Genomic DNA, 15,645 nt, shown 5'->3' with positions numbered 1-15,645 from the left:
GAGAGCGACCACGGCCCCTGGCCGACCGTAACGGTGAGTATCACACCGACCCCAGGGGGAGTGTGACCGTGGACGAAGACCCGTCGGTCGACGAACTCATCGGCTGGATCGAGGACCGGTCGTACTACGCGGGGCAGATACGGGACCACCGTCGCGTCGCGGGGCGGGCAGGCGACCACGTGGACGTCGAGACGGAGTCGCGGCTCGCCGGGGCGCTCGCGGACCGCGGTATCGATCGCCTCTACCGGCATCAGGCGACCGCGATCGACGCCGTTCGCGACGGGGAGAACGTCGTGCTCGCCACGCCGACCGCGAGCGGCAAGAGCCTCGCCTACACGGTCCCGGCGTTCGAGCGCGCGATGGACCACGGCGGGCGGACGCTGTATCTCGGCCCGCAGAACGCGCTCGTCGCGGACCAGCGGGAGACGCTTTCGGACCTCGCTCGCGGCCTCGGGTTCGGAAGCCGGGTCTCCGTCGAGGGGTACACCGGACGGCTCTCCCAGTCGGAGAAGCGCGACGTCAGGGACCGCCGTCCCACCGTTCTGCTCTCGAACCCGGATATGCTGCACTACGCGCTGCTGCCGCACGCGCACCGCCTCTGGGAGTGGTTCTTCGGCTCGCTCGAAACCGTCGTGATCGACGAGATCCACGGGTATCGCGGCGTCTTCGGCAGCCACGTCGCGCTGACGCTGCGGCGGCTCAATCGCGTTTGCGAACGCTTCGACAGCGACCCGCAGTACGTCTGCTGCTCGGCGACGATCGGGAACCCAGTCGAGCACGCGGCGCGGGTGACCGGCAGGGAGGAGGAAACGTTCCGGCTGATCGACGACGACGCCAGCGCGACGGGAACGAAACACTGGCTGCTGTGGAACCCGCCGGAGTACGACGGCGGGAACGGGAACCCTGACGGTGACGACGTCGGCGGCAGCGGCCGCCGCCGGTCCAGTCACGTCGAGACGAAGCGGCTCTTCGTCGACTTCGTGGCCCGCGGCTTCCAGACGCTCGCGTTCACGCGGGCCAGACAGACGGCCGAACGCTACGCCACGGAGAGTGCCAAGGACCTCAGGGAGCGCGGCGAGCACGACGCCGCCGCGTCGGTGACGGCGTACCAGGCCGCGCTGAACCACGACCGCCGCCGCGAGATCGAGTCGGGGCTCCACGACGGTTCGGTCCGCGGCGTCTGGTCGACGAACGCCTTAGAACTCGGCGTCGACGTGGGCGAACTCGACGCCGTCCTGATGGACGGCTACCCCGGCACCCGGATGTCGGCGTTCCAGCAGGCCGGCCGGGCGGGCCGCGGCGACGACGAGGCGCTCGTGGTGTTGGTCGGCGGCGAGGACCAGTTGGATCAGTACCTGCTTCGACACCCCGAGGAGTTCTGGGACGGCGACCCCGAACGAGCGGTCTGTAACCCCGCCAACGACGAACTACTGCCGGATCACGTCGCCTCGGCGGCCAGAGAGAACTGGCTTCGGACCGACGACGAGCGCCACTTCGGCGAGTCGTTCCCGGACGTCGTCGCCTCGCTCTCCGAAGCGGGCCGTCTCGAACGCCGCGAGACGGACGAGGGGATTCGCTGGCTGCACAGCGGCGACGGCAGCCCGCAGCACGAGATGAGCCTGCGGACGATCGAGCGCCGGGAAGTCGACCTCCTCGACGCCCGCTCGAACGAGGTCATCTCTTCGCTGTCGTTCTCCGACGCCTTGCGCGACGCCCACGAGGGGGCGATCTACCACCACCAGGGGACCACGTACGAGGTGACCGATCTCGACCTCGATCGCGACACGGCGACGCTGCAGCCGACGTGGGCGGACTACTACACCCGCGTCCTTCACGACAAGACGATCACCGTCGAGACGGATCTGACGTCGAAGTCGCTGTCGGCCCGACCGGACACCGAGGTCCGCTTCGCCGAGGTGACGATGCGCAAGCGCATCACGGGGTTCGAGCGCCGCGACCCGCGCCGCGGCGAGGCGATCGGCCAGGAGGCCCTGGATCTGCCCGAGACGACGTTGCGGACGACCGCGCTGTATTTTACCGTCCCGGCAGACGTCGAGCGAGCGATGCGGGAGATGGGTGGCGAGTACGGCTTCAACGGCGGCATCCACGCGGCCGAACACGGGATGATCTCGCTGTTCCCGCTGTCGTTCCTCTGCGATAGGGGCGACATCGGCGGTCTCTCGACGCCGTACCATCCGCACACCGACCAGTCGACGATCTTCGTCTACGACGGCTACCCCGGCGGGGTGGGATTGACCGAGAGCGGCTACGACGAAGTCGAGACGTTGCTGCGTCGGACCCGACGGATGATCGACGACTGCGCGTGTGCGGACGGCTGTCCGGCCTGCGTCCAGTCGCCGCACTGCGGCAACGCGAACGACCCGCTCTCGAAAGCTGAGGCGGTGCTGTTGCTCGACGCGCTCTCGGAGTGAGGCGGCTCACTCCGAACTCGGACTCGCCGACGGCGTCGAGGCGGCCTGCGTCCCGTCGTCGGAACCGCCCCACCCGTGCGACTCGGTCCCGTGCCTGCGAGCGCACAGTCTCGGGATCAGCGCCCGCATTCGTCGCTTCGTAGGGAAACGGACCGGAGCAGCCACTGTCTTTCGGTCGGTGGCGGGTCCCACCGCGGTCGGGTCACTTCACCGACGAACACGGCCGTCGAGCACGCGGTCGACCGCCAGAAGCGACAGGACAGCGGGTAGTACGACCGCGAGCGCCTGAAGCGGTTTCAGAAGGCCGAGGGACACGATGAGGGTCGTCGCGCAGGCCGGTGGATGGACCAGCTCAGTCCGCCGCATTCCGGTCGTCGTGAGCGCAACCGAGGCGACGCCGCTCACCGCCAGCCAGGGCGGATCGAACGACAGCGGCGACGAGGGGACCGGAACGAGGCCGGCGACGGCGAGATACGCGAGAAGTCCGGCGGCGACGCCGATGGCGTGCCCGCCGACGACGACGCGCTCGGATGGGCCGGGGCGGTCCGCCGCGAGGGCGAACGCGGTGGGACCGAGACTCGGGAAGACGGCCGGCGCGCCCGAGAGCCAGGCGACTGCGGCCGCGACCGAGAGGAGGAGGCCAGCGCGGGCTCCGACGGCGGCGTCGACCCACCCTTCTGATTCCGACACGGGTTCGGGCAGCGGTCCCCGGGAAAAGAAGGGAGCGATTTCGCGTCCGCGCGGGGCGACCGCAGAGCGACAGAACTTTTAGGGCGGCCTAAAGAGTTGCAGTCGATGAAGCAGGACGTCTGTGTCGTGGTGCCGACCATCCGCGACTACGACTGTATGCGGGCGTACTTCGAGAACGCTCGCGAGCACGGGTTCGACCTCGACCGACTGTTCGTTCTCCTCGTCACGGAGGACTTCTGCGACGTCGAGGAGATGGAAGCGATGCTCGATGACGAGGGCGTCGACGGGGCCGTCTACGACGGTTCGCGTCGGGAGGCGTGGTTCGAGGAGCACGGACTCTCCTCGTTCTCGCACCTGATCCCGGCGGCGTCGCACGCCCAGACCAGTTTCGGGCTGCTGTATATGTGGGCGCACCCGCGGTTCGAGCGCGGCGTGTTCATCGACGACGACACGCTGCCGCACGCTGAGTGGGACTTCTTCGGCCGGCATATGGCGAACCTCGATCGGACCGACGAGGTCGAGTCCGTTCGCTCCGACGAGCGGTGGGTGAACGTCCTCTACCAGCACGCCGACGAGCACGGGCTCTACCCCCGCGGGTACCCCTACTCGGCGATGGACGAAGCAGTCGAGACCGACCGGCAGGAACTGACCGACGTCGTCGCCTCCCAGGGCCTCTGGACGAACGTCCCGGACCTCGACGCGGTCCGCATCCTGATGGACGGCGACCTGCAGGGACAGGCGCAGACGCGAACGGAGAAGGCGGACTTCGAGGGCGACTTCGTCGCCGATCCCGGGCAGTACCTCACCGTCTGCTCGATGAACCTCGCCTTCGAGCGGGAGGTCATTCCGGCGTTCTACCAGTTGCCGATGGACGACAACGAGTGGGAGGTCGGTCGCTTCGACGACATCTGGTCGGGCGTGTTCCTCAAGCGCGCCGCCGACGTCTTGGAGAAGGACGTCGTCAACGGCTACCCGCTCTGTGAGCACAACAAGGCCCCGCGGCCCACGTTCGACGACCTGAACAACGAAGTCCCCGGACTGGAACTCAACGAGCACGTCTGGGAGGTCGTCGACGACGTCGCCGACGACGCGGACTCCTGGGAGACGGCGGCCCGCGAGATGGCCCGAGCGTTCGCAGACGGCGACTTCTCGGAGTGGAACAACGGGGCGTTCCTGAACCACTGCGGCGAGTACTGGCTCGACTGGCTCGACTGCCTGGACGAACTGGCCGGTGCGGAGGGTGTACGGGCGGAGTCCGTCGTCGCCGCCGACGACTGAATAGTATCGGAAAGTATATACGTTTTAGGCAGGCCTAAACCAACTATGAAGGAACACAACGGAACCCCACGAACGCGCCGTCGATTCCTCCAGGCCGCGGCCGCGGCCGGAATCGTCGGCGTCGCAGGATGTAACACGCCGGGTGGAGACGGAACCGAGACGGAAACGGAGACGGAGACCGGCGGGGGAGGCGGAACGGGAGGGAGTTCCCCCGAGCAGATCGGCTCCGGACAGGCCCCCTTCGGCGAACGCGAACTCTCGGGCGTCTCGATGGCCGAGATGCCCGATCTCGAAGGCGAACTGACGCTGTACTCCGGGCGCGGCGAGGCGCTCGTCGGCGAACTCGTCGGGTTCATCGAGGACCGCTACGACGACTTCACCGTCCGGCCGCTCTACAACGCCGCGGCGGAACTGGTGAACCAGATCGAAACGGAGGGACAGAACAGTCCCGCGGACGTCTTCTACTCGGTGAACGCGGGGGCGCTCGGCGCACTGGCCCAACGCGACCGGACGCAGGAACTCCCGCAAGCGGTCCTGGACTTCGTCCCGGAGAACTTCCGGGCGCCCGACGGCCACTGGATCGGAACCTCCGGCCGCGCCCGCTCGATCCCGTACAACACGAACACGTTCTCCGAGTCGGACATCCCGGACAGCATCATGGCGTTCCCGGAGACGGCCGCCTTCGAGGACGAACTCGGCTGGGCACCGACCTACTCCTCGTTCCAGGCGTTCATCACCGCGATGCGGATCCTCGAGGGCGACGAGGCCACCCGCGAGTGGCTGACCGGAATGCAGGACCTGGGCGTGAGCCAGTACGGCGACGAGTTCCAGATCGCACGCGCCGTCGCCGACGGCGAGATCTCGGCCGGCCTCACGAACCACTACTACATCCAGCGCGTGCTGGCCCGTCGCGGCACCGCGACCCCGCTGAGAACCACGTTCACGCAGAACGACGCGGGTGCGGTGTTCAACGTCGCCGGGGCCTGCGTCCTCGACACCGCCGAGGACTCGACGCTGGCCGCCAACTTCGTCCGGCACCTCCTCTCGGCGGAGGCGCAGGACTACTTCGCACGGACCACCTTCGAGTACCCGCTGGTCCCCGAGGTCGAACCGATCGGCCGACTGCCGACGATCGACGAGTTGAACCCGCCCGAGGATATAGACCTCTCACAACTCGCGGACCTCGAGGGGACGATCGATCTCCTGCGGGACACTGGCGTCCTCTAGGGGTCCGGGGACACCAACCTGACGATGGCCACGGAGCACCGGACGACGGCGGACGACGACGCGGGCGAGGCCGACGAGCAGACGCGACTCCCGCTGGGCGTTTCAGTCGCCGCGGCCGCCGTCGCCGCCGCAGTGGTTCTTCCGGTGCTGTGGCTCGTCAAGACCGGCCTCGACGTCGGCTTCTCGGAGGCGATAGCCCTCCTTACGCGCCCGACGACGCTGGAAGTCTTTCTCAACAGCGCGGTTCTGGTCACGCTGACGACGGCCGCCTGCGTGGGCATCGGCGTCCCGCTCGCGTACCTGACGGTTCGGACCGACCTGCCCTTCCGACGCTTCTGGACGGTCGTCGTCTCGCTGCCGCTCGTGATCCCGAGCTACGTGGGCGCGTTCGCCTTCGTCTCGGCGTTCGGCCCGCAGGGGGGGTTCCAGCGCCTGCTCGCGCCGATCGGGATCGAACGGCTCCCGGAGATCTACGGTCTCGAAGGGACCGTCCTGATCCTCACGCTGTACACGTATCCGTACGTCTACATCACGGCGCGCGCGGCACTGAAGTCGATGGACACGACGCTGATCGACGCCGCGCGGACGCTCGAACACGACCGCTGGGAGACGTTCCGGCGGGTGACGGTCCCCCAGATCCGCCCGGCGGTCGCCGCCGGCGCGCTGCTCGCGGGGCTCTACGTCCTCGCGGACTTCGGGACGCCGTCGATTATGCGCTACGACGTGTTCACGCGCGTGATCTACGTCGAGTTCGGGACGTTCGGCCGCGACACCGCCACCCTGCTCTCCTTACAACTGGTCGCAGTGACGCTGTTCATCCTCTGGCTGGAGTCCCGCGTCCGGGGCGAGGAGCGGACCACCGCCGGCGGGCGCTCGCGGGCGGTCGTGTCGCTCGGCAGGTGGCGCTACCCCGCGATGGGCTTCGCGGCCACGATCGCGGGACTCGCGCTGGTCGTTCCGCTCGTGATCTTGCTCTCCTGGCTCGGCACCGCCTCGGCGTCGGTGAACCAGTCGCTGGCGTTCCAGTGGTCCTACGCGACCAACTCCGTCGTCGTCGCCACCGCGGCCGCCGCCGTCGCCGTCGTCGCCGGCCTCCCGGTCGCGTACCTCTCGGCTCGGTACGACGGCTTCCTCCCGACGGCCTTCGAGCGGATCAGCTACGTCGGCTACGCCGTCCCGGGCGTCGTCCTCGGCCTCGCGCTGGTGTTCTTCGGAAGCCAGTACGCGACGCCGATCTACCAGACGCTGTATCTCCTGGTGTTCGCGTACGTGATCCGCTTCCTGCCGCAGTCGGTCGGGTCGCTCCGGGCGTCGTTCCTCTCGGTCGACCCCGCGCTTCCGGAGGCCGCGCGGACGCTCGGACAGACCTCCGCGGGCGCGTTCCGGTACGTCACGCTCCCGTTGGTCGCCCCCGGACTGTTCGGCGGCGCGGCGCTCGTGTTCCTGACGACGATGAAGGAACTGCCCGCGACGCTGCTTCTGCGACCGTCGGGTTTTACCACGCTCGTCACGCATATCTGGACAGCGTATGAATCGGGGTACTTCGGACAGGCGGCGGTGCCGGCACTGGTCTTGCTGTTCGTCTCGGGGCTCTCGATGCTCGTGATTCTCAGACAGGAGGGATACGATGTCAAATAGCACGCAGACTGCGGTGGAGTCGGAGACGGAGCAGCGCTCGGAAACGGCGGCCGGCGACGGCCCGGCGGACGCGGAGTCGCCGACCGGCCCCCTGGCGGCGAACACCGCGGGCGACGTCGTCCTCGAACTGGACGGCCTCCGGAAGTCCTACGGGACCGAAACGGTCGTCGAGGGACTCTCCCTGTCGGTCCACGAGGGAGAGATCCTGACGCTGCTCGGCCCCTCGGGCTGTGGGAAGACGACGACGCTTCGGCTGGTCGCCGGCCTCGAGAAGCCCGACGGCGGCGCGGTGCGGCTGAACGGCCGATCGGTGTCGGGGTCGACGTTCGTCCCACCCGAGGAACGCGGCGTCGGCGTCGTCTTCCAGGAGTTCGCGCTCTTCCCGCACCTCACGGCGCGGGAGAACGTCGCGTTCGGGCTGAAGGACCGGCCCGACGACGAGGTTCGAGAGCGCGTGGACGAGCTGCTCGAACTCGTCGACCTGGCCGACCAGGGCGACAGCTACCCCGATCAGCTCTCCGGCGGGCAACAGCAGCGCGTCGCCCTCGCGCGCTCGCTGGCCCCGGAGCCGGAGATCCTGCTCCTCGACGAGCCGTTCTCGAACCTCGACGTCGACCTCCGCGTCGAGATGCGCGAGGAGGTTCGACAGATCATCAAAGAGACCGGCGTCACGGCGGTTTCCGTCACCCACGACCAGGAGGAGGCGCTCTCCATCTCCGACCGCGTGGCCGTGATGAACGACGGCCAGATCGAACAGATCGGCGATCCGGAGGGCGTCTTCCAGCACCCCGAGTCGCGCTTCGTCGCGGCCTTCCTGGGCTACGCGAGCTTCGTCCCGGGCTACGTCTCGGGCGACGTCGTCGAGACCGACCTCGGAACCGTCCCGCGCGAGCAGATCCACGGTCTCGCCGCCGAGTACGATCACACGCGGATCGACCTGCTCGTCCGCCCCGACGACGTGAGCGTCCGTCGCCTCGACTGCGACGGCGTGGAATCGAGTTGCGGGGCGGTCGTCGCCCGGCGGTACCTCGGCCCGACGTTCCTCTACGAGGTCGAACTCGACACCGGCGAGTCGATCCAGTGTATGCACAACCACGACGAGAACATCCCGAAAGAGGGACCGGTCGACCTCGAACTCGACGCCGACCACGAACTCGCGTGGTTCCCCCGCGAACAGCGTCCCGAGGACGACTCCCGATACGGCGAGTGAGCCGTGTCGCGGCGACAGCTCACCTCCCGACTCCGCGCCGCCGTCCGTTTTCCCCGCGCCGCCGCCCGCTCCGTCGTCACCGCCGCCCGTGAGCGCCCCGAGCGGGTCATCGCCACCGTCCTCGCCCTCGCGGTCGGCGGACTCGTCTACTTCCTCGCGGTCGACCTCTTCCCGTACCACTCGGTCAACGACGACGAGGGCGTCTACCTCTACCAGGCCGCGATGCTCCTGGAGGCAAAACTGTTCCTTCGGCCCGGGGACATCCCCTGGGACGCGGTGCGTCCGTGGTTCTTCGTCGTCGACGAGGTCGGGGGGGAGATCCGGATGTACAGCAAGTATTCGCCGGTCGCGCCGGCGATCTTCGCGATCGGACGGCTCCTCGGCGACTGGAACATCGCGCTGGGGCTCGTCGCCACGGCCACCGCGGCCGGGGTCTATCTCCTCGGCTCGGCCGCGTTCGACCGGCGCGTCGGCCTCCTCGCGATGCCGGTCCTCGCGGGATCGCCGCTGTTCCTGCTCACCTCCGCGACGTTCTTCTCCTACGCGCCGGCGACGATGCTGAACGTTGCGTTCGCGGTCGCCTACGTCCGCGCGGCGCGGACCGGGAGTCGGAAGTGGGGAGCGGCGGCGGGGACGGCGATCGGGCTGGCGTTCTTCTGCCGCCCCTACACGGCGGTGCTGTTCGCGCTCCCGTTCATCGCGCACACGCTCGTCTCGCTCGGCGTAGTCTGGCGACGCTCCGGGTGGACGCCGCGGTTCCACGGCGTGCTCGGCCGGTCGCTCGCGGTCGCGCTCCCCGGCGCGGCGTTCGTCGGGGTGACGCTCGCGTACAACGCGGTCGTGACCGGCGATCCCCTCGTCTTTCCGTACGCCGCGTTCGCGCCCGAGGACGGCATCGGGTTCGGCACGCGAGAGATACTCAACTACGAGCGGGAGTACACGCCGGCGCTCGCGGCCGACGTGACCGAACGGATCGTCGAGTACTTCTTCACCGAGTGGGTCGCTGCGGGTCTCCTGGGGACGGCGCTGGTCGGCGTCGGCGTCCTCGCCGCGCTGTGGCGCGAGCGGGGCCGGAACGGACTCGGCGCGGGCACCCGCTTCGACCCGTCTGCGGGGATGGGAAGCGGTGAGGTCGCGGCGGTCCTCTTCGCGGTCCTCCCGTCGGTCTTCCTCGGCGAGGCGTACTTCTGGGGGACGCACAACGGACTCCGGAACGGCCTCATCGACCTCCTCGGGCCGTTCTACCACTTCGACGCGCTCGTTCCGGTCGCGGTGTTCGGCGCGGCCGGCGTCGCGTTTCTCGTCCGCGGTGCGGGGTCGCTGCTCCGCGAGCGGACCACGCGACGCCGCGCCCGACTCGTGCTCCTCGTCGCCCTCGTCGTCTCCGCGCCGGTCGTCGCCTCCGCGGAGGCGGCGGTCGTCGATGAGCCGTTCGCGGCGAACGAGCGCCGGACCGACAGTCTGGAAGCGACCTACGAACCCGTCGAGGATCGCTCCTTCGACGACGCGCTCGTGTTCACGCCCGATCCGTACGGCGACTGGCAGGCGCACCCGTTCCAGTACCTCCGCTCCGGCGGCGGCTACGACGGCGACGTCGTCTACGCGACCGACGGGGGTCCCGAACGCGACCTGGCGGTCCTGGCGGCGACCAACCGGACACCGTATCGGTTCACCTACCGGGGGGACTGGACCGGCGCGTACTTCCCCGTGAACTCGGACCTCCAGCGGCTCCGCGTCCTCGAGGGCGAGTCGGTCCGGGCCACCACGACCGTCGGCGTCCCGGGCGAGGCGACGACCGCGAGCGTCCGCATCGAGACGCCCGAGGGGTACGCCCGCTACAGCGTCCCCGAGGGCGCGCGGGCGAACGACACCGTCACCGTCGAGTGGACCATCGGCCCCGACGCCGCGCGGGCGGAGAACCTGGAGTACGAGGGCGGGACGCGCTTCCGGGACGTGCCCCTCGCAGACGACGGGGCGGAGGTCGACCTCGTCGTGACGTTCGTCGGCGTCGGCGGATCGAGCGTCACCTACAGACAGGAGGTTACCGTCGACGGCGACGCCGAGGAAGGAGTGCGGGCCGTCTGGCCGCCCGAGACCCGAGTCTGCCGGCTGACGACCGAGTGCGGATACGAGGGGACGTGGGTCGGCCCGGACGGCGACTACGTCGACGGCGTCACGGTGGCGACGGACGCGCGCGTCGCGTCCTGAGCGGCGGGCCTTCGGTGGCGGTCGTGGCGGCCGGCGCGCTGCGCCGGCCGACCGTCAGATCGGTCCGGTGAAACTCATTTCGAGGAGCCCCTCGCGGATCGCGTACTGCAGTCGGTCGTCGAGCGGCATCTCCTCCCAGTTCTCGGGGCGCTGGGGTTCGGGGACCTCGTCTAGCCGGTCGACGAGGGACGCGTGAATAAACCGTCCGTTCTCCCCGCAGTCGGGACAGGTGAAGACGATGAGCCGGACCCGATAGGGGCGTTCTTCGATGTGCCCGCAGTGCGGGCAGACGTACGAGTCTGTCACTACGTGGCAATAGGAACGGGGGTAACTCGTATCTGTGGGTTTCCGACGACGCGTCGACGGTCTCCAGGGACCGAGTCGGTGGACGGTCTCTCGATCAGGGCTCCCGTCTCCAGACGACCGCCTCGGCGTTTCCGAGCGTCACTGCGGGTGGGGACGCTATCACTTCCTCGGCCCCCGCCGAGACCAGCGCGGGGTCCCACCCGTCTGTCGGAATCGACGGGGCGTTCGCGTCCGCCGCCGCGTCGGCCGCGAGCGAGTCCGGCGAGACTTCGACCGCGACCCCCTCCATATTCCCCGCGAACAGGAGTTCCTCGGCGTCGGGGGCCCCGGGTGGCGCGCGGCGGAGGCCATAGTAGAGCACGGTCCCCTCCGTCGGGTGTCGGTAGGTGAAGTACTCGTCGTCCCGGAGGTCCCCGCGGAGCCACTCCCGCTCCTGGCGGAACTCCCGGGTCCGCAGGCGGAACCGCGTTCGTCTCTCCACCTGCGCGTCCCGCCAGTGATCGAGGGTGGAAAACGCCTCGACGTCCCGGACCCACGCGTCGGCGTAGGCTTCGAGAGCCGCGGGCGTGAGGCCGTCGTCGCTCCCCTCGAACGGCGGATCGATCGCCGACAGCATCGCCGCCACCGCGTCCAAATCGTAGTCCGTGGCGTCGACCGCGGCCGCCAGCGCGTCCATAAACGTCTGGAGTTCGGCGAGCGACTCGAAGCCGAGCGACTTCACCCGCTCGAAGAACCGGTCGTCCGCGAAGTCGGACTCCCGTACCTGCCAGTGGAGGAAGTTCGCCTCCTCGGCGACGACTTTGACGTTCCACGTGTCGTCGGTGTCGCGGACGAACCCCCACGGCGCGCGCATATTCGCGTGGGCGAAGTCCATCGGCACGCCGGGGAGAAAGGCGTGAAACAGCATCGACGCGGCGGCGTTGTCGTAGGCCTCGTCGAGGGTCTCCGGGAACCCGTCGCCCAGATACGGGTTTATCGGTGACCGGGTGAACGCCGTCGTCGGGTCGATCTGCGTCCCGCGGCGGACGGTGTCGTGGTTCGCGACGCCCGTGATCCACCGGCTCCCGAACTCGCCGATTTCGCGGATACGCCACCACTTCGTCGCCCAGAACGTGAGAAGCGCGGGCGTGTTGTGTGCGAACGTGACCGGCGACCACTGGAACGCGTGCGGGTGCTGTTCGGTCAGCGCGCGGTACGAGGAGGCCAGTTCCCAGTCCTCGCGCGGCCACGGGCGGCCGTCCTCGTAGATCATCCACGGGCGGTACTCGGTGCCGGCGACCTCCTGGACGACCCGGTCCATCTCCGCGAGGAACTCGTCGTCGTGATACATTTCGCCGGCCTCGGGGTCGTAGGAGGTGAAATCCTGCGCCCCGTCGACGCGGATCCCGTCCGCCCCGAAGTCCATTTTCCGGCGCTGGAGCTCCAGGAAGACCGCCCGGGCCGTCGGCTCGGTGTAATCGAGGTGCTTGCCGTACATTCCCGGTCCGAGAACGAACCGGTCGGCGAGCAGTTCCGCCCCGCGGTCGTCGGCGTGGCCGAGCGCGACGTCGAACACCACCTTGATCGGCCGCGGAAGCCCGTGACAGGCGGCGATGAGGTCGACGAGTTCGTCCGGTCGTCCGGACTCCAGAATCGCCGGGTTCGGCGCGGAGAACGCCGAGACGACGATGTCGTACCCCCAGTTGATCGCCCCCGGGCGCGCGACGGTCGCCGTCAGCGACTCCTCTGTGGTCGAATCGACCGTCCAGAACGCCGGCGAGTCCTCGCTCTCGGTGAGGGGTTCGACGGGCATCAGTTGCACGGCGTCGTACCCGACGAAGTTCCGTTGCCAGGCGTCGAGGTCCTCGTCGCCCCGCTGCGCTTCGCCGATGGACTCGTATTCGTCGGCGAGACCGGCCAGCGACCCGCGATTCGTGGCGGTTCCGGGGTGGATTTCGAGCATACTCGTCGCCGGTTCGATCCGCGGGAGGCCGTCGTCGTCGGTAGTCGCGACGCGCTCGTCGTCGGTCCCCAGGGTCTCGAAGTAGCGTCGGTCCGAGCGCGTCTCGTCGAGTCGGTCGACGTCGTAGAACTCCGCGGGCGCGAACGGCCCGAACGGGACGGAGTACGCGAGCGGGTCCGCGATCGTCTCCCACGCCCCGTCCGCCGACCGGTACGTCAGCCGGTAGAGCGAGCCGACGCGTTCGCGCGTTCCGGGTCGCATCCCGGCGACGACGCCCCAGTGGTATTCGCCCTCGCGTTCCAGCGGAACGCGCGAGCGGTCGAACGTCACCTCGCGGGCGTCCGTCGCGCCGGGATCGAGGTCCGCAGGCGGCGTGAGCACCTCCAGATACACCGCCGATTCTGGCACGCCGGCGTCGACGAGGTCGGGCGTCCAGAAACCGACCTCGGCGTGTCCATCGGTCGTCAGATGCGCACCCAACCGGGTCGTCAGCTCGGTCGCGGCCGCGAAGTCGTCGTCGTGACTCGATTGCACCCCCCGGTGCCACGCGAGCAGTTCCGCGGTCGGTCCCTCGAGTAATCGGCAGGCGTCTGGGTCTGAGTTCATACGGACAGAGAGGGGCTGATCGAGACGGAGACGCGGAGCGGTACCCGGAGACGGGGCGGCATCACTGCGAGCGGAAGACTGCGACGTGGTCGACTTCCAGGCCGTCGGCGGTCGCCAGCGACTCGCCCGCGACGAGGTCGGTGGCGTCGACGCGCCGATCGTCGAGGGTCACCGTCGCCGGCGACTCGCCGAAGTTCAGCACGCAGACGTAGGACTCGCCGTCGCGCTCTCTCGCGAAGGCGACGGCGCGGTCGGTGTCGGCCCCGTAGTCGATCCGTTCGAGCGCGCCCTGGGGCCCGAGCGCGGGCACCTCCTCGCGGAGATCGAGCAATCGCGCGTAGTGCTCGCGGAACTCGGAGCGGGCGTCGTCCCACGCGATCGCGTCGCGTCGCCCCTGCTGGCCGAGTTCCTGACCGCCGTAGAGCATCGGGACTCCCGGCAGCGTGACGAGCGCGCCGGCGGCGGCCTTCGCGGCGTCGTCGCCGCACTCGACGAGATAGCGCGTCTCGTCGTGGTTTTCGATGTAGAGCATGAACGCGGCGTGCGGCGGGAAGCCGACCGTCGTACGCTGCTCGACGGCGTCGAGGATCGACTCCGCGCCGGCGTCGCCGCGACCGACCTGCCGCAGCGTGAAGTACAGCGTGGTGTCGAAGTGCATATCGAACATCCCGTCGTGGAAGTCCGCGATGTACGGGATGGTCTCGTCGAGGAGGAGGAACTCCGGGTCCCGGGCCTTCACGCGGTCGCGGAGTTCGCGCCAGAAGGTGTCGGGGACGGCCCACGCCATATCGCACCGGAACCCGTCGGCGACCTCGAACCACGTGTCCACGGCGTCGAGGAGGTGCCGGCGGACGGCGAGGTTCTCGAAGTTCCAGTTGGCGATGTACTCCCAGTCGAAGTACGTCTCCGGTTCGCCGCTGTCCTGCCAGTCGTACCAGTCGTAGTACGCCGATTCGGGGTTCTTGTAGGCGTCCCGAAAGAACGGGTGATCGCGAGCGGAGTGATTCAACACCAGGTCGAAGAGCACCTTCATTCCACGGTCGTGTGCGGCCTCGACGAACGCCTCGTAATCCTCGCGGTCGCCGAGGTCGTCGGCGATACTGAAGAAGTCCGTGATGTTGTAGCCGTGCGGCGCGTGGTCGTTCTCCAGCACCGGCGTCAGCCACAGGCAGTCGACGCCGAGGTCCGCCAGGTAGTCGAGTCGCCCCTCGATCCGCTCGAAGACGGATTCTGACCCGTCGCCGTCCCGTCGCTCGTTGCTCGTGAATCCGCGCACGTAGACCTCATAGAGCGTGACCTCGGTCGCCCACTGCGGCGGGTCGTTCGGACGGACGACCTCGAACCCAGTCTCCCTGACGACACCGTCGTCATCGGCGTGGGCTGTCTCGGAAGCCCCGATCGCATTTCCCGACCGACCCCCGTCGGGGAGGGCCTCGCGGACGAACTCGATCGAGTCCGGGACGCTGTAGGCGTCCGCGACCGCGACGCCGTGGATCCGCACGCGATCCCCCACGGCCGAGGTCGGGATCCGAAGCTCCCAGCCCTCGGCGTGGACGGTATCCTCGTCGACGTTGTCGCGGTCGTCGAGCAGGAACTCGACAACGACGTCGTCGCGGTCGGTGTCGCTGTCGGGATGGGGCTGCGGGTCGGCCCGGACGACGAGTTCGTCGCCCTCGATCGATCCGTGGAGTTGCACTCGCGGACGGCCGCTGCCGCCGCCCGCGGAATGCGTTCCCGATCCGGAGCCGGAGACGCCGCCGCTCTCACCCACCGGTCGTGCGGATCCGCTCTGCTGGCCGCTGTTCCCGCTTACGCCGCTTTCACCGGCGGGCCTCCCGGCCGGAGCGAGTTCGCCCGGGAACGCCCTGACGGTGAGTCGGTGGGTCTGATCCGGTGCGGTGAGTTCGAGTTCGTAGGTACCCGCGGCGTCCGGAACGAACTCCACGACCGGCTTCTCGTTCGGGAGTTCGACTGTGCTACTCGCCGGGGCGCTGCGCACCCGCCATTCGTACGTCGCGTCCGGTTCGGGGTCGCGTGGCGCGAGTTGGATGGATTCGCCGACCGCGACGAACCGAGGGGGGCCTGGATGGTCCATACTGGTTCGAACG

General features: G+C 69.0%; 10 protein-coding genes. 6 read left to right on the top strand and 4 right to left on the bottom strand.

Annotated elements, in window-relative coordinates; all coding sequences use genetic code 11:
- Positions 1–68 precede the first annotated feature (68 nt).
- On the top strand, positions 69–2,432 hold the full coding sequence (locus NO360_RS00160; protein ID WP_256307055.1) for a DEAD/DEAH box helicase: 2,364 nt from the start codon (positions 69–71) through the stop codon (positions 2,430–2,432).
- Between the two features lie 207 nt (positions 2,433–2,639).
- On the opposite strand, the gene NO360_RS00155 is transcribed toward NO360_RS00160, so the two are convergent.
- A complete protein-coding gene (locus NO360_RS00155) occupies positions 2,640–3,122 on the bottom strand; it encodes an HPP family protein (protein WP_256305363.1) in 483 nt (160 codons plus the stop codon).
- A 105-nt stretch (positions 3,123–3,227) separates the two neighbouring features.
- Here NO360_RS00155 and NO360_RS00150 point away from each other — a divergent pair, with 105 nt between their 5' ends.
- Genes NO360_RS00150 through NO360_RS00130 form a run of 5 tightly spaced genes read left to right on the top strand, consistent with a single transcriptional unit; the run spans position 3,228 to position 10,683 of the window.
- Positions 3,228–4,400, top strand: coding sequence for an alpha-1 4-glucan-protein synthase (locus tag NO360_RS00150; RefSeq protein ID WP_256305362.1), 1,173 nt, complete (start codon positions 3,228–3,230; stop codon positions 4,398–4,400).
- 45 nt (positions 4,401–4,445) lie between these two features.
- Complete coding sequence (locus NO360_RS00145; protein WP_256305361.1) at positions 4,446–5,627, top strand: extracellular solute-binding protein; 1,182 nt, start codon at positions 4,446–4,448, stop codon at positions 5,625–5,627.
- 24 nt (positions 5,628–5,651) lie between these two features.
- The gene (locus NO360_RS00140; protein WP_256305360.1) at positions 5,652–7,265 is read left to right on the top strand and encodes an ABC transporter permease; all 1,614 of its coding nucleotides are present in this window, start codon (positions 5,652–5,654) and stop codon (positions 7,263–7,265) included.
- Entirely contained in the window at positions 7,255–8,475 is a 1,221-nt protein-coding gene (locus NO360_RS00135; protein ID WP_256305359.1) for an ABC transporter ATP-binding protein, read from the top strand. Before NO360_RS00140 ends, NO360_RS00135 begins: the two co-directional genes overlap by 11 nt.
- 3 nt (positions 8,476–8,478) lie before the next feature.
- The gene (locus NO360_RS00130; protein WP_256305358.1) at positions 8,479–10,683 is read left to right on the top strand and encodes a DUF7846 domain-containing protein; all 2,205 of its coding nucleotides are present in this window, start codon (positions 8,479–8,481) and stop codon (positions 10,681–10,683) included.
- Positions 10,684–10,737: 54 nt separating this feature from the next.
- Here NO360_RS00130 and NO360_RS00125 read toward each other — a convergent pair whose 3' ends face one another.
- From NO360_RS00125 to malA, 3 genes are all read right to left on the bottom strand, one after another.
- A complete protein-coding gene (locus NO360_RS00125; RefSeq protein WP_256305357.1) occupies positions 10,738–10,989 on the bottom strand; it encodes a transposase in 252 nt (83 codons plus the stop codon).
- Between the two features lie 94 nt (positions 10,990–11,083).
- The gene (gghA, locus tag NO360_RS00120) at positions 11,084–13,537 is read right to left on the bottom strand and encodes a glucosylglycerol hydrolase (protein ID WP_256305356.1); all 2,454 of its coding nucleotides are present in this window, start codon (positions 13,535–13,537) and stop codon (positions 11,084–11,086) included.
- 61 nt (positions 13,538–13,598) lie between these two features.
- Positions 13,599–15,632: an alpha-amylase MalA gene (gene malA / locus NO360_RS00115; RefSeq protein ID WP_256305355.1), complete on the bottom strand. Its 2,034-nt coding sequence runs from the start codon at positions 15,630–15,632 to the stop codon at positions 13,599–13,601.
- Positions 15,633–15,645 lie beyond the last annotated feature (13 nt).

The sequence above is a fragment of the Halobellus litoreus genome (genome assembly GCF_024464595.1).
GTDB classification, from domain to species: Archaea; Halobacteriota; Halobacteria; order Halobacteriales; family Haloferacaceae; genus Haloquadratum; species Haloquadratum litoreum.
This window is presented reverse-complemented; position numbering and strand designations above follow the sequence as displayed.